At 69.6% G+C, this 19,227-nt stretch carries 24 protein-coding genes and 1 pseudogene; 14 read left to right on the forward strand and 11 right to left on the reverse strand.

Annotated features, from left to right (window positions below; translation table 11 throughout):
* Nucleotides 1-61 precede the first annotated feature (61 nt).
* The 4 genes from A3IC_RS0139010 to istB all read left to right on the forward strand — a co-directional run bounded on the left by A3IC_RS0139010 (nt 62) and on the right by istB (nt 2,658).
* On the forward strand, nt 62-406 hold the full coding sequence (locus A3IC_RS0139010; RefSeq protein WP_020555503.1) for a helix-turn-helix domain-containing protein: 345 nt from the start codon (nt 62-64) through the stop codon (nt 404-406).
* A 269-nt stretch (nt 407-675) separates the two neighbouring features.
* A complete protein-coding gene (locus A3IC_RS59090; RefSeq protein WP_020555504.1) occupies nt 676-1,374 on the forward strand; it encodes a hypothetical protein in 699 nt (232 codons plus the stop codon).
* A 61-nt stretch (nt 1,375-1,435) separates the two neighbouring features.
* Nucleotides 1,436-1,891 carry a Mu transposase domain-containing protein gene (locus A3IC_RS0139020; protein ID WP_020555505.1) on the forward strand — a complete coding sequence of 152 codons (456 nt, stop codon included), beginning with the start codon at nt 1,436-1,438 and terminating at the stop codon, nt 1,889-1,891.
* Nucleotides 1,888-2,658, forward strand: coding sequence for an IS21-like element helper ATPase IstB (istB, locus tag A3IC_RS0139025; protein ID WP_020555506.1), 771 nt, complete (start codon nt 1,888-1,890; stop codon nt 2,656-2,658). The genes A3IC_RS0139020 and istB overlap by 4 nt, the downstream gene beginning before the upstream one ends.
* A 17-nt stretch (nt 2,659-2,675) precedes the next feature.
* Here the strand turns inward: istB and A3IC_RS0139030 are convergent, their stop codons facing one another.
* Nucleotides 2,676-3,050 carry a hypothetical protein gene (locus tag A3IC_RS0139030; protein ID WP_020555507.1) on the reverse strand — a complete coding sequence of 125 codons (375 nt, stop codon included), beginning with the start codon at nt 3,048-3,050 and terminating at the stop codon, nt 2,676-2,678.
* 792 nt (nt 3,051-3,842) lie between these two features.
* Here A3IC_RS0139030 and A3IC_RS0139040 point away from each other — a divergent pair.
* From A3IC_RS0139040 to A3IC_RS0139055, 4 genes are all read left to right on the forward strand, one after another.
* Nucleotides 3,843-4,106: a hypothetical protein gene (locus tag A3IC_RS0139040; protein ID WP_020555509.1), complete on the forward strand. Its 264-nt coding sequence runs from the start codon at nt 3,843-3,845 to the stop codon at nt 4,104-4,106.
* Nucleotides 4,107-4,266: 160 nt separating this feature from the next.
* Nucleotides 4,267-4,698 carry a hypothetical protein gene (locus A3IC_RS0139045; RefSeq protein ID WP_026219250.1) on the forward strand — a complete coding sequence of 144 codons (432 nt, stop codon included), beginning with the start codon at nt 4,267-4,269 and terminating at the stop codon, nt 4,696-4,698.
* 69 nt (nt 4,699-4,767) lie between these two features.
* A complete protein-coding gene (locus tag A3IC_RS73195; protein WP_020555511.1) occupies nt 4,768-4,905 on the forward strand; it encodes a hypothetical protein in 138 nt (45 codons plus the stop codon).
* 399 nt (nt 4,906-5,304) lie between these two features.
* The gene (locus A3IC_RS0139055; RefSeq protein WP_158696282.1) at nt 5,305-5,994 is read left to right on the forward strand and encodes a DUF6461 domain-containing protein; all 690 of its coding nucleotides are present in this window, start codon (nt 5,305-5,307) and stop codon (nt 5,992-5,994) included.
* A gap of 98 nt (nt 5,995-6,092) precedes the next feature.
* Here A3IC_RS0139055 and A3IC_RS59095 read toward each other — a convergent pair whose 3' ends face one another.
* Nucleotides 6,093-6,671: a hypothetical protein gene (locus tag A3IC_RS59095; protein WP_158696283.1), complete on the reverse strand. Its 579-nt coding sequence runs from the start codon at nt 6,669-6,671 to the stop codon at nt 6,093-6,095.
* Nucleotides 6,672-6,722: 51 nt separating this feature from the next.
* Here A3IC_RS59095 and A3IC_RS59100 point away from each other — a divergent pair, with 51 nt between their 5' ends.
* The 3 genes from A3IC_RS59100 to A3IC_RS73205 all read left to right on the forward strand — a co-directional run bounded on the left by A3IC_RS59100 (nt 6,723) and on the right by A3IC_RS73205 (nt 8,227).
* Complete coding sequence (locus A3IC_RS59100) at nt 6,723-7,157, forward strand: hypothetical protein (RefSeq protein WP_020555514.1); 435 nt, start codon at nt 6,723-6,725, stop codon at nt 7,155-7,157.
* A 392-nt stretch (nt 7,158-7,549) separates the two neighbouring features.
* Nucleotides 7,550-7,729, forward strand: a complete 180-nt coding sequence (locus A3IC_RS73200) for a hypothetical protein (RefSeq protein ID WP_321184063.1) — start codon at nt 7,550-7,552, stop codon at nt 7,727-7,729.
* A 111-nt stretch (nt 7,730-7,840) separates the two neighbouring features.
* The gene (locus A3IC_RS73205) at nt 7,841-8,227 is read left to right on the forward strand and encodes a hypothetical protein (RefSeq protein ID WP_020555516.1); all 387 of its coding nucleotides are present in this window, start codon (nt 7,841-7,843) and stop codon (nt 8,225-8,227) included.
* Nucleotides 8,228-8,506: 279 nt separating this feature from the next.
* Here the strand turns inward: A3IC_RS73205 and A3IC_RS69195 are convergent, their stop codons facing one another.
* The gene (locus A3IC_RS69195) at nt 8,507-8,713 is read right to left on the reverse strand and encodes a hypothetical protein (protein WP_158696284.1); all 207 of its coding nucleotides are present in this window, start codon (nt 8,711-8,713) and stop codon (nt 8,507-8,509) included.
* Between the two features lie 278 nt (nt 8,714-8,991).
* Between A3IC_RS69195 and A3IC_RS0139080 the strand changes: the two genes are divergently transcribed.
* Complete coding sequence (locus A3IC_RS0139080) at nt 8,992-9,300, forward strand: hypothetical protein (protein WP_026219252.1); 309 nt, start codon at nt 8,992-8,994, stop codon at nt 9,298-9,300.
* On the opposite strand, the gene A3IC_RS65840 is transcribed toward A3IC_RS0139080, so the two are convergent.
* The 7 genes and pseudogenes from A3IC_RS65840 to A3IC_RS0139115 all read right to left on the reverse strand — a co-directional run bounded on the left by A3IC_RS65840 (nt 9,290) and on the right by A3IC_RS0139115 (nt 16,278).
* On the reverse strand, nt 9,290-10,189 hold the full coding sequence (locus A3IC_RS65840) for a DUF397 domain-containing protein (protein WP_079026971.1): 900 nt from the start codon (nt 10,187-10,189) through the stop codon (nt 9,290-9,292). The two genes, A3IC_RS0139080 and A3IC_RS65840, sit on opposite strands and share 11 nt — an antisense overlap.
* A 628-nt stretch (nt 10,190-10,817) precedes the next feature.
* A complete protein-coding gene (locus tag A3IC_RS0139090; RefSeq protein ID WP_020555520.1) occupies nt 10,818-11,018 on the reverse strand; it encodes a hypothetical protein in 201 nt (66 codons plus the stop codon).
* A 125-nt stretch (nt 11,019-11,143) separates the two neighbouring features.
* Nucleotides 11,144-12,025, reverse strand: a complete 882-nt coding sequence (locus A3IC_RS0139095; protein ID WP_020555521.1) for a helix-turn-helix domain-containing protein — start codon at nt 12,023-12,025, stop codon at nt 11,144-11,146.
* 426 nt (nt 12,026-12,451) lie between these two features.
* On the reverse strand, nt 12,452-14,077 hold the full coding sequence (locus A3IC_RS0139105; RefSeq protein WP_020555522.1) for a hypothetical protein: 1,626 nt from the start codon (nt 14,075-14,077) through the stop codon (nt 12,452-12,454).
* 394 nt (nt 14,078-14,471) lie between these two features.
* Nucleotides 14,472-15,032, reverse strand: a complete 561-nt coding sequence (locus A3IC_RS63245) for a hypothetical protein (protein ID WP_020555523.1) — start codon at nt 15,030-15,032, stop codon at nt 14,472-14,474.
* A 255-nt stretch (nt 15,033-15,287) separates the two neighbouring features.
* Nucleotides 15,288-15,432, reverse strand: a pseudogene (locus A3IC_RS73800) (IS256 family transposase); the annotation flags it as partial.
* Nucleotides 15,433-15,501: 69 nt separating this feature from the next.
* The gene (locus tag A3IC_RS0139115; protein WP_020555524.1) at nt 15,502-16,278 is read right to left on the reverse strand and encodes an SDR family oxidoreductase; all 777 of its coding nucleotides are present in this window, start codon (nt 16,276-16,278) and stop codon (nt 15,502-15,504) included.
* 197 nt (nt 16,279-16,475) lie between these two features.
* On the opposite strand from A3IC_RS0139115, the gene A3IC_RS0139120 reads away from it, so the two are divergent.
* Nucleotides 16,476-17,366: a helix-turn-helix transcriptional regulator gene (locus tag A3IC_RS0139120; protein WP_020555525.1), complete on the forward strand. Its 891-nt coding sequence runs from the start codon at nt 16,476-16,478 to the stop codon at nt 17,364-17,366.
* Between the two features lie 452 nt (nt 17,367-17,818).
* On the opposite strand, the gene A3IC_RS71745 is transcribed toward A3IC_RS0139120, so the two are convergent.
* Nucleotides 17,819-18,301, reverse strand: a complete 483-nt coding sequence (locus A3IC_RS71745) for a helix-turn-helix domain-containing protein (protein ID WP_245599787.1) — start codon at nt 18,299-18,301, stop codon at nt 17,819-17,821.
* A 345-nt stretch (nt 18,302-18,646) separates the two neighbouring features.
* On the opposite strand from A3IC_RS71745, the gene A3IC_RS65850 reads away from it, so the two are divergent.
* On the forward strand, nt 18,647-19,227 hold a 581-nt coding region (locus tag A3IC_RS65850), incomplete at its 3' end, for a transposase family protein (RefSeq protein ID WP_079026975.1).

Genomic DNA, 19,227 nt, shown 5'->3' on the forward strand with positions numbered 1-19,227 from the left:
TGCTGCGGGCCGCGCTGGACAAGGTCATCGAGCAGGCCGAACAACAGAGGCAGGACCAGTCGTGACCAGGAAGACGGGCTACCACTGGCTGCTGCGCGAGCGCATGGCCGCCCAGGGCATGTGGAAGACCACCGACATCGCGCCACTACTGGCCGAACGCGGCATCCATCTGTCCGCCGCGCAGATCTACCGGCTCGTCTCCGGCACCCCCGAGCGCCTGTCGCTGCCCATCTTGGTCTCAATCTGCGACATCCTCGGCTGCACCCCGAGCGACCTGATCAGCCCGCACATCGAGGCCGACAGCAAACCGCGAAAGGCGGTCGGCGCGGACCTGTCCGACGACGTCCTGGACCTCAACCGCATCGGCCGGCCGCGCCGCGCCCGCATCACCCCGGACGCGCGATGAGGGACGGCTCCACCCCGTGCGCCCGCTGCGGCCGGCGACGACGCCACTCTGCTCGTTGGCCCGACAGCGTGATCTGCGCGGCCTGCCACAAGGCCGCCGGGCGGTGTATCGGCGCTTGCGGCGAGTGCGGACGGCACCGGGTCCTGCCCGGCCGCGATGGCGGTCGGAATCTGTGCGCTCCCTGCGCGGGCATCCCTGGCTTCGCCTGCGCGACCTGCAACGCAGCTGATGAGGAAATGTGGAGCGTCCACGAATGCGTCCGCTGCGCTATGCGGCGGCGCCTGGCCGTGCTGCTGGACGACGGAACCGGCCGCCCCGCGCCCCGCCTCGGGCCGCTGGCCGACGCACTGTGTTCCGCACGCAACCCGATGAGCACCGAAGCCTGGCTGAGGTCCCGTCCGGTGCGGGAGCGGTTGAAGTCCATCGCGCGCGGCGATCTGGCCCGGGCCCACGAGGCGCTGTCCGCCTTGCCGCCTTCCGGCGGCGTCAACCACCTTCGCCAGCTGCTGATGTCCGTGGGCCTGTTGCCGCTCCAAGACACCGAGTTGCTGAAGTTCGAGCAGTGGACCAAGCACCTTCTCGACCGTATCGAACCAGCGGAGGACCGGCGAGACCTCGCCACCTACATCGCGTGGCACCACCGCCGCCGCCTGCGCGGGAAACTCGCCGACGGCAGCATCAAGCCGAAGACCTGGCGCACCGCGCAAAGCCAGATCAGAACCGCGGCCAAGTTCCTGGCCTGGCTCCGCGCACGAGATACGGCACTTGCGGACTGCACCCAGCACGACGTCGACCGGTGGTTCGCCGGAGGTCCCAGCACACGCAACTACGCACGGCGGTTCATCAACTTCGCCGTCCAACGAAGAATCTGCGGGACGCTCCGCGTCCCCTACGTCAAACACGGCCAACCTGTCGGCGTACACATGTACGTCCCCAGCCACGTACGGGTGAACGCGGCCAGTTGTTGATGCCGTGAGTCCCATCGGTTGCCACACTGCTGTGTGAGGCAGTTGGCGGAGGTGGCTCGCTGTGGTCTTGGATCCGCAGCTGCGGCACGTCGGCAAGGACTGCCTGGTCGCCTTCGACGGGAACCTCTACTCGGTGCCCGCCCGCCGCGTCCGCCCCCGCCAACTGGTCGAAGTGCGGGCCACCAAGTCCGAGGTCATGCTGCGCTCCACCCTCACCGGCGCGGGCACCGACTCGCTGCTGGCGACCCACCCACGCGCCTTCGGGCGGGGCGTCCGCGTTGTCGACGAGCACCACTGGGACGGCCTGCCCACCGGCAAGGGACGCCGGACCACCACCGGCGACGCCCCTGCCCGGTCGCGTCCGCAGCCCGACAGCGAGGAAGCCCGCTCGCTGCAGTCCCTGCTGAACCGGGCCGCGGTCGCCCGGATCGAGGTGGGCCGGCGCCCGCTGTCGGTCTATGACGAGCTGACCGGCACCCGGCCCTTTACGAACGGATCGACGGAGGAAGCCTCTTGAGCGAGCTGACCGGCAGCCGCATCCGCTCCACCGCCCGCAAACTCGGCCTGCCCCACCTCGCGGAGACCGTCGACGAGTTCGCCAAACGCGCGGACGAGGCCAAGATGGGCTACCTGGACTTCCTCGACCTGGTGCTGTCCGAGGAGTGCGCCGTTCGTGACGATCGCCGGTTCCGCCAAGGCTTGCGGCTGTCGAAGCTGCCACATCACAAGACGCTCGACGAGTACGACGTCTCGTTCCAGCCCGAGCTGGACCCGCGCAAGGTCAAGGACCTCGCGACCTTGTCGTTCGTCGAAGCCAAGGCGAACGCCGCCTTGCTCGGCCCTCCCGGCGTCGGGAAGATACACATCGCCGTCGCGCTTGCGGTTGCCGCCTGCCGGGCCGGCTACTCGATCTACATCACCAGCCTCGACGACATGGTCCGCAACCTCACAGCCGCCGAAGCAGCAGGACGGCTGACCAGCAAACTCGGCACCTACCTGCGGCCGAGCGTCCTCGTGGTCGACGAAGTGGGCTACCAGCCACTCGAACGCGCCGAAGCGAACCTGGTGTTCCAGGTCATCTCCAAGCGCTACGAACGCGGTTCGATCATCCTGACCTCGAACAAGACCTTCAGCGAATGGGGACAGGTGTTCGGCGACGAAGTCCTCGCCACCGCGATCCTCGACCGCCTCCTGCACCACTGCGACGTGATTTCCATCAACGGCCCCAGCTACCGGCTGAAGAACCGTCTCAAGGCCATCGAACGGGACAACGAGGTGGCCTGAGCACGGTTCGGGCCCGGTCAGTCGTCATCAAGGCGCTGGAGGACCTGCGAGAACTCGCCGGAGTCGAGCAGGCCAGCGATCACACCGCTCATGCTCTCGATGCCGGGGTCCCGGACAATCAAGCCGTCCGAGCACCAGAAGTACCGTCCGTCCAGCGCCTCACCGCTGGCTGCCCAGCTCTTCATCAAGCGGTCGACTTCGGCGAGGGTGAACACCGTCGCGCTCCACCGTGATCCGTCCATCAGCCGGACCTCGACATCGACGTTGCACACCGAGCCCAGGTCCTCATCCGGGTTGGGCAGGAACGATGCCTCGAACGCGTCCCTGCGAACCCGGTAAAACGGCCCGTCCCACCCTCGTTCGACCGACCCTGGCGATGCGCTGTCACCCATCGTGCGAGTGTCGTCGGTCGGCCAGACGATCTCAACCGAGTACCTCGACCGCAGTCCTGCCCGCGACCACTACTGGGGACGTTGGGCCGTACGCGGTTGGGGAACTCAAGTCGTACGCCGACACAACCCAACGCACAGCCCCGCGCCGAGCGCATCGCCTTGGTCCGTCGCCTGTTCACCGACGACGAACTCTCGGTCGGCGACCGCGTCGCCGGACTCCTCGTCCTCCTCTACGCGCTGCCTGCCAGCCGCATCCGGGCTTGGTACTGGTGGGCTTGCGTTGTGACCACGCGCTGCCACGCCAGGATCGACCCCCGATGTCGCGCCGAGCAGCCGGGGGCCCGGATCGGTCTCGGCGATCCAGTCCAGAAGGTCCACTTGGTGCCGGCTGACGCGTCCGAGGTCGGGCCCGAAGCCGGGCCGGCCCGATGCCGTGCGAATCCTGTTGTCCGCGTCCAGCGAGGACCGCCAACTCGACAACGCCCCGAAGCCCACGACGTCGTGGACCATCCGCGCCGTCACCGAGAACAAGTCCGCCCGCCCGATGGGGAGATCGGCCTGGTCCGCGTGGGAGGTTCGGGCCCGGAAGGGCGTTCATGGCCATGCGCGGCCACCGCTCCCCCGTCGCCGACGTAGCCGACATCGTCCGCCCCGACCACCGGCCCGACGCGTCGACCACAACGCTGTCATCGTGGGCCGTCGCCGTCGGCGACCGCCACGACGAGGCCGTCATGGGCCTGCTGCTGCCCGGGGCTATGGACCCACTGGAACGACGGGCCCGAAGAAACCGGCGTGCGGTCACGGCTGTGGGTCGGCGACGACGCCGGCACCTCCTGGGCGAGCATCGACTACGACGGCAGGCAACTCGACACCTTCCACGTCCGCCAACACGGTCCCAGCCTCGTCTGGGACGAGGTCGAGACGGCCTGGCGCTGGTGGAACGAGCACGCGCGGCCCGCCTTCGACACCTTCGACCTCGACATCCACCCCGACGGAGAGCAGCGCGTGTGGTGCGACAAGACGCCCGATGTGACCTGGGCGGCGCCCGCACACTGACCGCAGCCCGTCGATACACGTGCGGGGATTGCCATTGGGTTGGAGTGGCACTCGACCCGGCACGTATCGATCCGTGGGATGCGCGGATCGCGCGTCGCGCGCCCGAGAGCGGAAAGCGGCCCTCGCGAGGTCCCCGGACGGGCACCGATACGCTCAGGCGATGAGGTTCGACGATGCCGATCGAAGGCAACTCCTCGTTGTGTTGCACGAGTACGCCGAACACGCCCTCGACGAGCTGACCCTGTTGCGGGCCCGGACGAAGTACGGGGACGTGTACGTCGAGGTGTTCCGCACACTCCCCCCGGACATGACCGACGACTCCTTCCACTCGATCGACCACCTGCTGCCCCCGCTCGGTGCGCGGGAGAACCGGTTCACCCCGGCCCACGAGATTCGACTCGCCGTCCTGGTCCGCGCGTACGCCGAGCACGACCTCGACCAGTGGACCGCGCTGCAGACGCGAACCACACGCGGACCCGTCTACTTTGGGATCCTCAACTCACCGCCCGGCGACAGAACCCACGACGACTTCCGCTCGCTCGATCACCTCCTTCCGGCACCGGACATCGAGAACCGAAGCGACAGCCGCTGAGCCCGCAGGAACGGCCAGCGGCCCGTGGGCCCGCACGTGACGGTGCGTCGGAGTGTCGGAGTGGTGGGAGTGAACGCACCGGTTGACCTGCTGAAAGACCTCACCGAACGCATCGGGGTGACATTCGTGTACGCGGGGTTCGACGTGGCCGCCACATCGTTGTTCGGCGGGGTACGCGGGGCCGGCTCGCCGGACGGGCCTCGCTGATCGACTACGAGCGTTCCCCGCCCGGCTCGGGAAACGCGAACTCTGCAACGAGTTGATCGCCGGGGTGGAAACCGTCCTCGAGTCGAACGCACACCGCGCCGGGACAGCACCGCCGCCTCGCCGTCCACCTCCACGGCGATCGTGGCGCAGGAGTCGAGCCGGTAGCCGAGCGGCAGGAACGCCGTGGCCGGGGTGTACCCGTCCCTTTCATCCGACGTGCGCGGGGAGTCCGGGACGCGACCGTCGCCCAAGCGGAGGCCGTCGTGGTGGCCGTCGAGTCCACCGTTGCCGTACAACCCCGAACACGCCGACTCCGCCCCACGGATCGCGGGTGGGCCGGGGCATGTTCCCCACGTGTGGGGCGCGGCGGGTGTCGGATACCGGTCCTACGGTGTGGGCATGAGTGCCTGGGACGGTATCGCGTGGCTGCGCGAGGCCCGCGAGTTCGGATCCGACTACTGCGTGACGTTCGCCCGGGGCTTGGAGCCCCTGGAGTTGCTGACCCGCATGGGCTGCGACCCCGGCACGGCCGCGCCGATGGGGCTCGTCGACGCCACCGAGACCGACTTCGACACCGGCGTCGAGACCATCCGGGCCGGTACCTCCCACGGGTGGGCGTACGCCGTGGAAACCACCGGGAACCGCGGATTCAAAAAGGGTGTCCTGGCCGCGGTCTCCGCCGGCACCGAGGCGGTGCTCGTGTACAGCGACTGCAACCCCGTGGCGTACCTTGTCCACGCCGAGGACGGCGAGGTCGTGTGCGGTTTCGAGGAAGACGCTCCCGAGGATCGCTTCGGCACCGACCCCGACCGGCTCCTCGCGCACATGATCACCGCCGGGCTCCTCGCCCCGGACGGCACGCCCCCCGACGACGCCCAGGCGCGCGGATGCGAACTGCGCATGGCCGAGACCGTGTTCGGCCTCGACCTCCCCCACGACACGGTCGTACACGGCCCACTCCTCGCGGCCGGACTGCGCAAAGGACTCTCCCCACCCCTACCCGTCGACACCTCACCACCACAACTGATCCCCGACACCGGACCCATCACCCTGACGGCCACCGCCGTCGCCGAACCACCCGGCGAGTAGACGAGGCAAGGCATTCCGCTCCTTCCCTGCCTCCCACATGCCCAGACGCCGACGCGGACCGCCCGCGAAGCGTCCGATCGCCGGCCGCCACCGAGCCGTCAAAAGGGCGGGTCGGCGCATCCCTCGGCCTCCGCCCAGAGGCGGCCGTCGGCCACCGAGCGTCGGAACGGGTCCGGGTCGAGCAGTTGCCGCAGGATGCGGGTCGATCCGGCGCCGTCGCGGTCGACCCGGCCCAGCCAGGGCACCGAGGCCATCACACGGTCGAGCTCGGGGGTGACACACGCGTCGAGGACGGCACGCAGGTCGTCCGGCACGAGATCCTCGACCAGACACAACCACCCCAGGGCGGCGCCCACCCGGACCTCGGCCGGGCGCGCGGGGTCCGACCACAGGGCGCGGGTGAAGGCGGCGGCATCCTCGTGTCGGTGTTCCCGGGCCGACTGCGCGACCGCCAGGACCAGGCTCGCGCGTACACGCGCGTGGTCCTCGATCCGGAAGCGGTCGTGCAGGGCGGCGGAGATCTCCCCGGCCCGACCCGAGGCCGCGGCCAGGGCGTACGCGGGCGCCTCCCGGATATCGGGGTCCGGGTCGTGAAGGAGCGCGATCGGAAGATGCGCGTCTGCGGCGATCGCGCCGCGCGCCGCCTCCACGGTCCAGTTAGGACGCAGTCCACGCATCCGCCGCCGACACCACCTCCGGGCCGATCACGTACGCGCGATGATGACGGCATGCTCCCTCCGAGACTGCTGTGGCGTGACCCGCGGCCGATCCCCCGCCTCGATCCCCAGGACATCGTGATCAAGGTGGTGCGGGACCCGTCGTTCCACGAGCCGTCCGAGACGGATCCGTGCGTCTCCTTCGGGTACGTGTGCCTCACCCACGACCGCGCCTACGTCGGGGGTGGTTGCGGCGAGGGAGAGCATCTCGTCGCGTCGGAGTGCTCCGTGCACGGCCCGGAGAACATCGGAGCCCACCCGCTCATGCACCGATTCCCCACCGGATTCACCCCCGCCCTCACTCCGGATCAATACGCCGAACTGGAGAACGACCTGTACCCCGAGGGCTACACGCGCCCGGACGGACGCCGCGACGGGATCCCGGGTCGATCCGACGAACGGATCACCGCGTGGCGGCGCGCCGCCAACGAACCGTTCCATCCTTGACGTGGCGAGGGTCCGTGGACGCCACACACAGGCACATCGACAGCCACCCGGTCGGCGCGGCGGCGGGCGGATCGAGCGCGGACCCCGTCGGGTCGCGGGGCGGTGGCGTGCTCGAACTCGCGTGCCGCGCGGGGTTGTCGCCCCGTGCCCGCAGCCTCGGGAGCCTGGACGAGGACCGGCCGGTCTACCTTTTGCGGTTGTGCGCGGCACGAACGGTCCGCGGACCGAGGGCATCACCCGACCCGGGCGTGCGACTGATGGCGTGCACAGGCCCAGAGCCCGGTTGTGGCGGTGGTCGTCGGCTGACCATCGACCGTTCGAGGCGTGCAGTCCTCTGCTCTCCGGTCCGCGCGGGGGTTGTCACCGGTCTCGGCTCGGATGGGGCCACGTCCGTGTATGAAGTGACCCGCCGACTGCCCGAGATCTCGATGGTTCGAGACCGTTCCCGAGCCATGGCGATGCTGGACGCCATCATGAGCCCGGACTGGGAATTGCGGTACTTCTCCTTCGATTCCCGTTGGTCGCCGACCGAGGAGATGGTCTCGATGCGGAACGGCAGCGGCATCGAGTAGTCCGTCGTCTTCTCCGCGGCGGGGGCGTACGCCCGCGGGTTCGACCACGAGTCGCCGATGACCCCGTATCGGGACGATCCCCCGACCGCATAGCCCGGTCTGGTCGACACGGTGCCCGAGATCTTCCGTCCGTGCGTGGAGGAGCCGGCCTTCTGCGAGAGGGACGGGACGCCCCGGGCGACCGTGTGCTTCTGGCGTGAACGCTCCGATGTCGCCTGGCGGTCGGGAGCCGTCGAGATCCCCTCGCAGGACAGGGAGGACGCGGACGGCTCCGAGTGGCTGTTCGACGTCCCGGTCGACGGACGGCCCGAGGCATACCAACGATTCGCCAAGCACTACTACGAGGTCGCCGTCGACCTCAAGGCCGTGCGTCACGTCCATGCCCTGCGCCCGCTGTCGCAGGACGTCGTCTCGTCACCGAACCCGGACGTGAGTCCGGGCGAACTCGCGGAGGACACCGCGCAGATCGACTATGTCGATCACCGATCGGCTTGTTGAGCCCCCTGGGGTGGCTCGAGGGTCACGACTGCTCACAGGCTACTTGCGATGTCTTCGAAGCCGTCGACCCGGCCACGATGCGGTTCACCACGTGAAGGACCGAAGTGACCCTTGCGGGATTGATGGGGATCATCGGCGATCCACAGGCCCGGCAGGGGCGAACGGATGCCTGGTCGAAGCACAGGATCCGGTGAAGGCCGCCGACATCACGTGCGATCACCGAAAGCCCGGACACACGGGTGCCGGGCTGCCATCGGCTGCCCGGGATTCAGCAGCAGGCTAAAGGAGCCGCCAACGGCGACACACGCACGCCATGCCGCCCGCAGGACGTTCCCGGTCACCCGACGCACGCTCGACCACGACCCCGCCGTCCTCGGCCCACAGCCGGTCCCCGGTGCGCAGGAACAGCGGCTGCTCCAGCTCGAACACCGAGCACCCGGGCTCGAAGTCCACCCCGTTCAGCAGCAGCATCCTCGGGGCCGTCACACGCTCACCGGTCAGAATCACTCCCCCATACTCCCGCACCGGTCGAGTGAGTCTCCCGAGCACGCCGGCCACATCGACGATCACGACCCGGGTCGGGACAAGGTGAACCCATATTCCGGAGTCTCGCGAACGGTCGAAGTTCACCTTCACGAGACGGTCGGCGGCGGCAATCGAAGCGGACCGACAGGCTCGCGACTCGGGCGGCGGGCGCGGCTCCTACGCCCTTCCGTCCCGACGGTTGGACGCGCGCCGGATGTGCAGGTCGTACGATCCGTGGCATGTCAGGACTTGCGACGGTGCGCGCGTGCGACCAAGGCCATGTCGTCCATTACCCGGAGACCCTGGACGCCACGGCCATCGAATCGATGCGGGAGTTGGCGTTCTGCTCGACGTGCGAGTGCGGCACGGTGCACTTCGTCGTGGTGTGGGCCGGGGACCGTACCCGGGTCATGGCATCCGGCGGCCCCGAGGTCTTCGAGAAGTTCGAAGCCCAGACTTGGCCGGGGGCGACGCACACGGACGAGCTTGGCACCTTCTTCTACAGGGTCATCGACAATCCCCTCGCGGTCACCCTCTTCACGAGCTGATCACTGGCTCTGCACACTCCATCGGGCGCTGGAAGTCACAGCACACCTGCGACGAAGGCCGCACGGCCACGAACAAGTTGGCGCGGCGCCACCACGGCTCCCGCTCGTCGGCCATCGCACCGCCCGGGTCACCGAATTTCCCCGCCGGTGCCCGCGCGGCAGCCGTTTCATCCGTCCGCCCGGAAACCGGACGGGGTACACCCGGTGCGCCGCTCCCGACGGGAAACCCGGGCGGCCCTGGTGCAGTTCGTGGTTGACGACGGCGAGGCCCGCCCTCGGACGGCCGCTGCCTGCGAAGGCGCGACTCGACGCCCGTGGAAGGCGAACCGGCCAAGCCGAGCGCGGCTCGCCGGCGGGAGCCGCGCTCGACGGTGGACGCCAGTATCGGCCGCGACCCCCATGGACACGGCTGCTCCCCTGTACGAGGCGACCCCAACCGGCGCCACGTCGACCCCGGCGTCCTCGTCGTTACCGTCCTACGCCCGGTCGCACCCTTCGGCTGACACCGGCGGCAACCTCCCAGACGGTGCGCGAGGGTCGACCACCTGCGGCCGTCCACCGCGTGGGTAGGCCTGTGGTCGACCATCAGATTTTGAATAGAGCATTCGTGCCGTATCGCCCGAGGCTCATTGCGATTTTTCGGATTATGTCCATTGGTGTCTCTGTATTGAGAAATTCCCTGTTGCTCTTCGTTCGCATCGTCGCGCAGAACGACCAGCAGAGCGGTCCACGAGGTCCGCTGCACGCGGACACACCCGCTGTCCATCGTCTTCGAGTCTCTGACCAGCACGTTTCTGGTGGCGAGCGCCGTTTCCACGCAGTCGATGGCCTGAGAGACGGAGCTCTTTCGCCATCGTAGATCCTGGTCGGCGCCCACTGTCTCGGTCATACAAGATCCCCCCGACGAACGGTTGGTCGCAACATGACGGCAATCGGGGAATTACCCTCCGGATACACTGATCATGTACCGCCGCTCCGCACTGGCGACTACGTCCGGTAATCCCGGTTGCGGTTTTCCCGATAAATCAAAGCGCACTGGGGCACACTTGGACCAGTGGCAGCGTGTGTCCGACCGCTACCGTGTGGGAGACGGAAGGCTCCCCCGATTGGGTGGTTCTCCCTGTTTCAGTGCAATCGGGCGGGGTGAGTACACCTACGTTGGCTGTTGAACGCGACCCGAGGGAGAGAGCGTGGCTGGCCTCAACCGTCCGATCCGCAGGTACGCGAAAAACTTCTCGCGTTCGGCGCGGGGTCGACCACTCCTGATGCTGGGTGCCTATGTCACGGCCGTGGGCTTCGCCACCGTCGGTGCCGTATTCCTCGCGCGTACCGCGGTCGCCGGGAGCGGTGGCCTTTGGGAAGTGGCCGTCCCCGCACTGGCGGGAGCCGCAGTCACCATCGGCGCGGGCCTGTTCGGCCCGGCCTGCCTCGATCCCACCGCCCGCCGGGAATCCGCCGCGCCGGTGCCACGACGCGAGCCGGCCACGCGCGACGACACCCGGCGAGAGCGCCGGTCGTCAGAATCGGCGCCCCCGGCGACGCCGCGCCGCGCGTAGCCGAAGCAGCGGCGTCAGGGCCATCACCGATGTCGCGAAGGTACCCCAGTAGACGGGGTCGACCCGGCGTACGAAGACGATGAGACCGAGTACGACGAGGGCGACGGCCACCGTCGCCATGAGGGTGACGAGGACCGCGATCGCGGTGCTTGCGTCGTCCAACCAAAGCTTCCACCCTTTGATGCCCGGGGCCCGCTTGGGGCGGGACGAAGTGGTGATGTTCCCCCCTGGTGACCTCACGGCGTACCTCGCTGTTCCCTCGAAATGTTCCGGAACACCCGCGATGGTCAGTCGACGCCCTCCCCCGCGGACATCGCCGCGATCGCCGCGTCGATCAACGCCGTGGTCTCCTCGGACTCGAGCGCACGCGCGTACAACGCTTCGAACGTGTCGAGGTACCTGGCCCTCTCGGCGCCCTCGACGAACTCCTCGTCCCTGACGAAGGCCACGTCCTCCGGTCCGGACGCCGCGTCGAACTCGTAGATGGTGATGGGGCCCCGCAGCCCGGCGTGCATGCCTGCGGCGAACGGCAGTACGCGCAGGTCGATCCCGCGCACGCCCACCTGTTCCTTGATGTAGCGCAGTTGCTCGACCATGATCGACGCCTTCTCGGGAGCGCCGACCCGCCGCAGGATCACGGCCTCGTCGAGAACGAACCGAACCCTGGGATGCCTGCGCCCCTCCTTGAACACCTCCTGGTATCGCCGGGCGCGCAGGCGCGCCAGAGTGTCCACCCGGTCCGGCCGCGCGGTGAAGTGCGCCAGGACCTCGCGGCTGTAGTCCTCGGTCTGCAGGAGACCCGGGACGAGCGAGGGGGCATAGGCGTTGATCACGTTGGCTTCCGACTCGAACGAGAGCAACCTGCCCAGCCGGCCGTCCCTCGTCCCGGCGGTGGGATCCAGGTACGGCTGCCACCAGGGCTTCTTTCGCGCCTCGATGCCGCGCGCAATGAGTTCCTCGCCCAGCGGCGTGTCCAAAACCTCGTACAGGCGCAGGACCGCCTCGAGGTCGGTCTTGCTGGCCGGGGTGTCGCCTCGCTCGATCCGCGTCAATTTCGAGGCCGACCAGTCGAGTTTCGCCGCGGCCTCGGACTGGCTGAGTCCCTTGTCCGTCCGCGCGGCGCGCACCCCTTTACCCACCAGTCTCCGCTGGACCATCGGGTCCGCCATTTTCGAGTCCTCCCGAGCTAGCCGCGTTTCGATTGCCTGCAAGTCTCGCACGCCCGCGTCGAATCGATTCGGGCGGTATGCCTCGGTCGTAACGGGTCCCCAGTATGAACAGGTGAAGATGACCCTGTCGTGCTGCAATGTCATATCGAGTGAGTCATGGACTTGGGATGCCTTCTCGAGTGAACAGGCGTCATGCACAGCCCGCGTGCGGCTTTCCCGGCCCGAAGGGGCGCCGACCGAAGCGCCGCGCGCCGGCGCGAGGGCGGCTCGGCCGGAACCGGCGGCCGGGGAGGTCGCATCGGGCGGAGCGGGACGGCGACCACGGTGGTGTCGCGACGCCCCGAGGCCGGCCCCGGTCGCCGGCGTCGCCGGTGCGGCCGGTGCCTCAGGCCCGGATGTCGACGCCCGCAGTCGAGAGCTCGGGCGTCACGGCAGCGTCGACCGCTCGGGCCCGCGCTGCGACGGCAGGCTCACCGCCGTGCGCGCGTGGGTGTAGGCCGCCCGAAGCCAACCGTCCAGCGTCGGATCGTCCAGCAGCGGCGGGGCGTCCGAGCGTGGCGGTGGGGAGGCGTGGTGCCGCACGTGGGCGGCGATCAGCGCACGAACCTCGTGATCCTCGAAGTAGGACGTGTGCAACAGCGCCTCGGAGGCCGACGCGAGATCCTGCCTGGTCGCCCCGACCAGGGGGTCCGGGTTCACATTGTCCGCGAGGGCCGTGGGGGCGAGGAGCTGTCGCAGGACCGGGGCCAGTGCGGCGATCCGTTCATTCGAACGGTCCTCCAGCCGCTTCTGCACCGCGTCCGGCAGGCCCTGGCGGTCCGGCTCGCCGGGCAACGGCCACCGGTTCACCGAAACCGCGCGGGTGTACGGGACGTCCTGCCCCAGGGCCTTGCCGGCCGCCCAGCCCAACAGGGCGGCCGTCCACCGCGGGGCCACGAACCGGTTCGCCAACGAGAGGCAGGGACGCAGGAAGACACGAAGCCCGCGGACGGAGACCTCGGGCGCCAGTTCCACGAGCGCGACCGGCGCCGAAAGCTCGAGGGACTTGGCGGAGTTCGACGCCTCGGCGTGCCGTCCGGCCTTCCTCCGCTGCGACTTCCTCTTCGCGCGCGCCGCCGCGACGTGCCTCTCGGCCTTCTCCTGCATCTCCAGCGCGCGCCGCAGTCCCGCGATGGCCTCGTCCTGCTCGGCCCACAGCCCCAACCAGGTGCCGCCGCGTCGGGCGAAGACCGTCTCGGCCGCGCGCTCGCGCACGGCCAGGGACCTCGACAGTGTCCGGCGATACATCGCCGCCAGCGCACAACCGCCCGCGATCGGCAGCGCCGCGACGGCGACCAGCCCCAGGGCCAAACCGTGTCCGGAGACGAACACCGGCCGCGCCGACACCTCGTCCGACACCCCCACGAGCGCGTACAGGGCCAGCCCCACGAACGCGAGAGCCAGCGCCGCGGGAACACGCACTCCACGCCGGGAACGCCACCGCTTCCCGATCCGCCCGGACTCCCCCGGCGCCGACGGGCCCGCAGGACGGTCGCGGTCGGTCCGGTGGGTGAGGAACGGCGTCCCCACCGTCGTCCAACTGCGCAACCCGGACAGGCGGGCGAGTTCCGCCACGCGTGGGCCCTCGCCCTCGACGTCCGCACGATCCCTCGGGGGCTCCCCGTCCGCCAGGCGGTCCACCAACTCCCAGGGGACGTCGCCACTCGTGTGGATCACGTGCGCGGACACCAGCGCTTCCCAGATCAGCGATCCGCCGTGGCTGTGGCCCACGAGATGGTACGCACGGCCCCGCCGTTCCAACCGGATCAACGTCGCCAGCAGCTCGTTCGCGCTCCCGTACCGGTGCGACTGCGCGTTCCGCCCACTCCAATGGAACAACGCGCCCTCGGACAGGAGTTCGGCGCCGTCCGGAAGAAGCTCGTCCAACGCCCGCCAGGTCGGGCTGTCCCGCTGCCACCACCGCGGGCCCTCGTCGTTCTTCTCCGCGTCGTGGGCGAACGTCCCATGAACGAGCAGCACCAGATCCGGCGCATACCCCCGATCGTCACCCATGCGGGAATCGTGCCGGCGACCACGCCGCCACGCACCCGAAACCACAACTTTCCCACCACCGACCGCGATTCACGACCCGGCACCTACGGAACACACCGACTCAAGGTGCCCGAACGCATCCGAACCCGATCCTGGACCACGACGCCGAGCAGCAGTCGGTGCCGTCCTCGCGGACGAGCGGCACCCTCCGACGCTGCCGGAAAATCTCGGCACGGTTACCGGGAACCGGCGGCGGTCGGGCCCGTCAGGGGCGCAAACGCCGGGCGGGCAGGTTCGACGCCTCGCGTCGGACGGCGCTGTCGGTGTGGTCGCCCGACAGGGCCCTCACTCTTGCCGTGACACGCCCTGCCTGTCGACGAAGAACGCGCCGTCGGGATGGAGTTGGTGTAGGAAGTCAACGAAGGAAGGTCGCGATCTCGTCGTCCTTCGCCCACGCGCTCTCGTAGGTGTCGGGGTCGGATCCGGTGAGCCTCGACAGTGGCGCGAGGGGATCGGGGCGCCCGCGTCGGCGTCCGGTCGCCCTTGCCGAATCAGCGAGGTGTGTTCGCAGGCACCGGGAGAGGGTGATCGTCAGCCGATGCAGGGCACGGGTGAGGTCGGAAACGGGGCGGGTTCCGTCGAGGACGAGGTCGGCGTGGGTTCGGGCGGGTTCGACGTGGCGCATGTGGGCGTCGCGGCCACGTTCGAGGTAGCCGCGCGGGGTGTTGGCGGGGTCCTTGCCCTCGGTGATCTCGCGGAGGACCTTGCGGCCGATGCGCAGGTCGGCGAGCGTGCCGAAGTAGGCGGTGCGGTCGGTCAGTTCGCGGATCTGCGTGAGGGCGAGGGCGAAGGTGCCCTCGCCGACGATCAGGGCGGCGTGTGCATGTCGGGCGAGGGCGGCTCGAACGCGGTCGGGGTCGATGGCGTCCGGGTCGCCGACGTCCACGATGGGCGTGCCGCCGTCAAACGCGGGCACGGTCGGCGCCAGGGCGGAACCTCTGGTTGGAAGCGGCTCGGGGCATCGGGGTCGCTTGCAGATGGGCGGCCATCGTCGCGTGCATGATGCTGTGTAGGAAGGGGGCTGTCCGGTGAGAAGTTCATCGACGATCGATCGTCGCGAAACCCGCGGACATCGAACGGCGGGACCCCTGACCACACGCCCTGTTGCGCCGTGTCCGGCGGCTGCGGCCACGCCCACTGGGAAGTCCCCTCCAGGCGGCCTCCTGGCGACGTCCGTCTCCGCGTCGAGTGCGTCCTTCGTCAGGTGCTTCGCGAGTGCCTGCAACAGGCCCGCCCTCGCCGAGCAGACGCACCCCGCCGGCCCTGGCCTGCTCGGCCGCCTTCTCCGCGAGTTCGGCCACCGCAGCCGTCAACATACTGTCCACGCGGCCCGAGCTGGGTGCCGCCGCCCTTGTCCGAGGGCGGCGGCCTGCCGCATCCCGCGGTCAGCCGGCCTGCGCGGTCGGCATGATGGTGACCTGCTGCAGGTTGACCCGCGGCGGCAGGGCGGCGATGAACCCGACGGTCTGGGCAACATCCCGCGGCGTGAGCCACTCCACCGTCTCCTTGGAGCCGGCCAGCCACTCCAGTGCGCCTTCATCGGTGACGTGGCTCTGCAGTTCGGTGCCGACGATGCCCGGCTCGATCGCCGACACCCGCACCCTCTTCGCACCGAGCTCGGCTCGCAGGTGCCGGGACAGATGTGTGACGTACGCCTTCGTGCCGGAGTAGACCGCGAAGGTCGGGAAGATGTTCCGCGCCGCGATCGACGAGGTGTTGATCAGGTCGGCCACCCCACGCTCACCGGCGGCCTCGACCAGCTGGGGCGTGAACGCGCCGATCACGTTCATCAGGCCGGAGACGTTGAGGTCGATCTGGCGCTGCCACTGGTCGGTGGCCAACTCCTCGACGGGGGCGGGGAGCATGACGCCCGCGTTGTTGAACAGCAGGTCGGCGCAGCCCAGTTCGGCCGCCACCCGGTCGGCGGCAGCCTGCACCCCCGCCGCGTCGGTAACGTCGGCGGCGATCGCCAGGGCCTCGCCGCCGCTCTTCTCGATCCGGGTGACCAGGTCGTCGAGCCGTTCCGCGCGCCGCGCCAGGACGACGACACGGGCGCCCAGCGCGGCCAGGTGCTCGGCGGACGCCTCACCGATGCCGCTGGAGGCACCGGTGACGACCGCGATTCGGCCGACCAGGGGCTTGGAAGGATTCTGCGTGCTCATGGCGCACACCTTTCAAGGTGAGTGAAGTGACTGATACGAGACGACGGCCCAGCGCCATCGCCTCAACCAGAACACCACCCGTCACGCCCTCGTGGGCGGCCAAAATATGCCCTGACCAGGCAGGTATCCGCGAGGCAGGCACTGACAGGGCCACCCCGCCACAAGCTCGCGAGCCGTGGCGTGCTCACACTGGGACCATGGACCGCACACGCGAGATCGCCGATTTCCTGCGCTCCCGGCGCGCCGCACTCACCCCGGACCGGGCCGGACTGCCCGACGACGGACGCACCCGCCGGGTGCCCGGACTGCGCCGCGACGAAGTCGCCCGCCTGGCGGGCGTCAGCATCGAGTACTACACCCGCCTCGAACAGGGCCGCGCACAAAACCCTTCCCCGGAAGTCCTCGAAGCCCTCGCCCGGGCCCTGCGACTCGACCCCTCAGAGCGCGAGCACCTCACCGACCTGCTGGCCGGTCCCCCCGCCACCCGCCTCGCTCCGAGCAGCCCGCAGCGGGTCCGGCCTGGCCTGCATCTGATGCTCCACACGCTGGAGCACGTGCCCGCCTTCATCCTCGGCCGCCGCACCGACGTCCTGGCCTCCAACCGGCTCGCCCGCCAGGTCCTGACCGACTTCGACGCACTGCCCGCACCCCGCCGCAACCTCGCCCGCTACTACCTCCTGGACCCCCAGGCCCGCGAACGCGTCGTCGAATGGGAACGGATCGCCGCCGAAACCGTCGCGATGCTGCGCCTCGAAGCCGGCCGCCACCCCAACGACCGCCAACTCGCCGACCTCGTCGGCGAACTCACCCTGAAATCACCCGAGTTCTCCACCTGGTGGAACGATCACCGCGTCCTGCGCCGCACCCACGGCGCCAAGTGGTACCACCACCCCCTCGTCGGAGACCTCCACTTCTCCTACGAGTCCTTCCAAGCGCCCGGCGAAAGCGACCAGACCCTGTGCGTCTACAACGTCGAACCCGGCTCCGAATCCGCCCGCTCCCTCCAACTCCTCACCAACTGGACGGCACCACAGCCGGACACGCTCCCCCGGCCCGAGCCCACCATCCCGCCCGAAGCAACCCCGTAGCGATTTCGCCGGTCGGCATCAAGCCGGAGTCCCGACCGACCGGGCCGTCAGGCGCGGCGGGTGGCCGTCTTGCGCAGGCCGTAGGCGGCGGCGCCGACCGCGATCACCGCGGGCCCTCACAGCACTGAGGCCGGCGGCAGGGCGAAAGCCAGGACCAAGCACCCGGCGGTGCCGACGACCGGCACGATCCTGGCGGGGCGGCCCGCGTCGAGGGCGAGGGTGAGCGCGGCGGCGATGGCGATGGCGGGCCATCGCCGGCGTGGTGCGCGAGACCCCGAGGATCAGCGCCGGCAGCGCCCCGAGCGCCGCGCCGACGCGCACCACCCTGACAAGTCCCGGGCCCTGTTCTCGTACAGCCACGGCCAGGTGGCGTGTGGCTCTGCGCGAGGGCCGGGAGGCCCGCTCCTGTGGTGTTGACCTGCTGTCGAGACTGCCGCGGCGTGTGGAGACTTTTAGCCTTCGTGGGTGTTCTGACGGTGCGGGTGGTCGATCCGGCCGGGTTGGAGGGTGGCGGTCCAAGAGGTGGGGGCCAGGCCGGTTTGGCGTCGGAAGAAGGTGGTGAAGTTGCCGGTGTCGCGGAATCCGAGGTGGTGTGCGCAGTTGCCGACCGGTAGGTCGGTGTAGGCGAGCAACCGTTTCGCTTCGAGCAGGATCCGCTGGTCGAGGAACGTCTTGGCGCCGGTTCCGGAGGCGGCGCGGGTCGCACGGGTGAGTGTCCGTGCGTCGTAGCCGAGTGCCTGCGCGTAGTCGGCCACTTGGTGCCACCGGGTGAAGTGTTCCTCGACTGCGGTGCGGTAGGCGTGGAAGATCTCGAGCGGCCGCTTCCCGGTTGTGGTGTGGGAAAACGGTGTGGATGTCTTGGGAAGTACGCGCAGGACCAGTGCCGCCAGTAGGTGGGAGAGCAGCGCGGAGGATGCCAGACGCGGTGATTGCACTGCCGCGCGGTGCTCGCGGTCGAGGTGCTCGGCGGCCAGCACTGCCAGGGGGAGGTCCGGACACCCGGGCCGTGACCGGCAACGCCACGAAGGACACACCCGGGACGGACGAGATGCGCCATCGCGACCGTGCCGATCGGCGAGGCGCGGATGTGGCGTTGTCTCGCGGCGCCCAGCCTTCCGCCCCGGGAGCGCCGCCGCCGATCGGACGAGGTCCGAGAGTGCACCGGCGTGCGCCGTCCGGGCCCTGTGGGAGGGACCCATGACCACGCGCCGGGCGGGGGACTATCAAGGACTCGGCTCTGTCTCACATTCGGTGGTGACGGACTGTGAGTCCGTGATCATGTGCAGGTGTTGAGCGCGAAAGAGCTTGTGGGTGTGGTGTTTTCGGGTCTGGCCCCGCTGGTGGTTGAGGAGATTGCGGACGACGGCGAGGTGATCCGTGTGCGGGCTCGGGCTCCCGGCGTCCCGGTGGATTGCCCGGATTGCGGCGGTCGGACAGGCCGTGTGCACGCCTACCATGAACGCACGGTGACGGATGTCCCCGTCGATGCCCGCCGGGTGGTCGTCGTGGCCCAAGTTCGCCGGCTCGTCTGTCCGACGCCGACCTGCCCTCGAGTCACGTTCCGTGAGCAGATCCCAGGTCTGCTGGAGCGCTATCAGCGGCGAACCGTAAGGTCGTTGGCTCAGGTACGCGTCGTGGTGAGGGAGCTCGCCGGCCGCGCCGGTGCACGGACACCGAAGGCGCTGGGAGCCGGGCTGTCGCGGTGCACCGCGCTCCGCGTACTCGCAGGCATCCCCTTNCCGGCCCTCAAGGTGCCCCGTGTTCTCGGTGTCGACGACTTCGCGCTCAAGCGTCGGCACCGCTACGCGACGGTGCCGACCGACGCCGAGACCGGCGAACGCATCGACGTCCTGCCCGGTCG

The sequence above is a fragment of the Embleya scabrispora DSM 41855 genome (assembly GCF_000372745.1).
GTDB lineage: Bacteria > Actinomycetota > Actinomycetes > Streptomycetales > Streptomycetaceae > Embleya > Embleya scabrispora.

Excerpts from the sequence above, each read along its gene's own strand:
- A3IC_RS65840 (WP_079026971.1), bottom strand. The coding sequence starts at position 10,189 with ATGACCGAGACAGTGGGCGCCGACCAGGATCTACGATGGCGAAAGAGC.
- A3IC_RS0139055 (WP_158696282.1), top strand. The coding sequence starts at position 5,305 with ATGAGTGCCTGGGACGGTATCGCGTGGCTGCGCGAGGCCCGCGAGTTC.
- A3IC_RS0139105 (WP_020555522.1), bottom strand. The coding sequence starts at position 14,077 with ATGGGTGACGATCGGGGGTATGCGCCGGATCTGGTGCTGCTCGTTCAT.
- A3IC_RS0139030 (WP_020555507.1), bottom strand. The coding sequence starts at position 3,050 with ATGGGTGACAGCGCATCGCCAGGGTCGGTCGAACGAGGGTGGGACGGG.
- A3IC_RS0139045 (WP_026219250.1), top strand. The coding sequence starts at position 4,267 with ATGAGGTTCGACGATGCCGATCGAAGGCAACTCCTCGTTGTGTTGCAC.
- A3IC_RS59090 (WP_020555504.1), top strand. The coding sequence starts at position 676 with ATGCGGCGGCGCCTGGCCGTGCTGCTGGACGACGGAACCGGCCGCCCC.
- A3IC_RS0139095 (WP_020555521.1), bottom strand. The coding sequence starts at position 12,025 with ATGGCGGACCCGATGGTCCAGCGGAGACTGGTGGGTAAAGGGGTGCGC.
- A3IC_RS59095 (WP_158696283.1), bottom strand. The coding sequence starts at position 6,671 with ATGCGTGGACTGCGTCCTAACTGGACCGTGGAGGCGGCGCGCGGCGCG.
- A3IC_RS0139115 (WP_020555524.1), bottom strand. The coding sequence starts at position 16,278 with ATGAGCACGCAGAATCCTTCCAAGCCCCTGGTCGGCCGAATCGCGGTC.
- A3IC_RS0139120 (WP_020555525.1), top strand. The coding sequence starts at position 16,476 with ATGGACCGCACACGCGAGATCGCCGATTTCCTGCGCTCCCGGCGCGCC.
- A3IC_RS0139080 (WP_026219252.1), top strand. The coding sequence starts at position 8,992 with ATGTCAGGACTTGCGACGGTGCGCGCGTGCGACCAAGGCCATGTCGTC.
- A3IC_RS59100 (WP_020555514.1), top strand. The coding sequence starts at position 6,723 with ATGCTCCCTCCGAGACTGCTGTGGCGTGACCCGCGGCCGATCCCCCGC.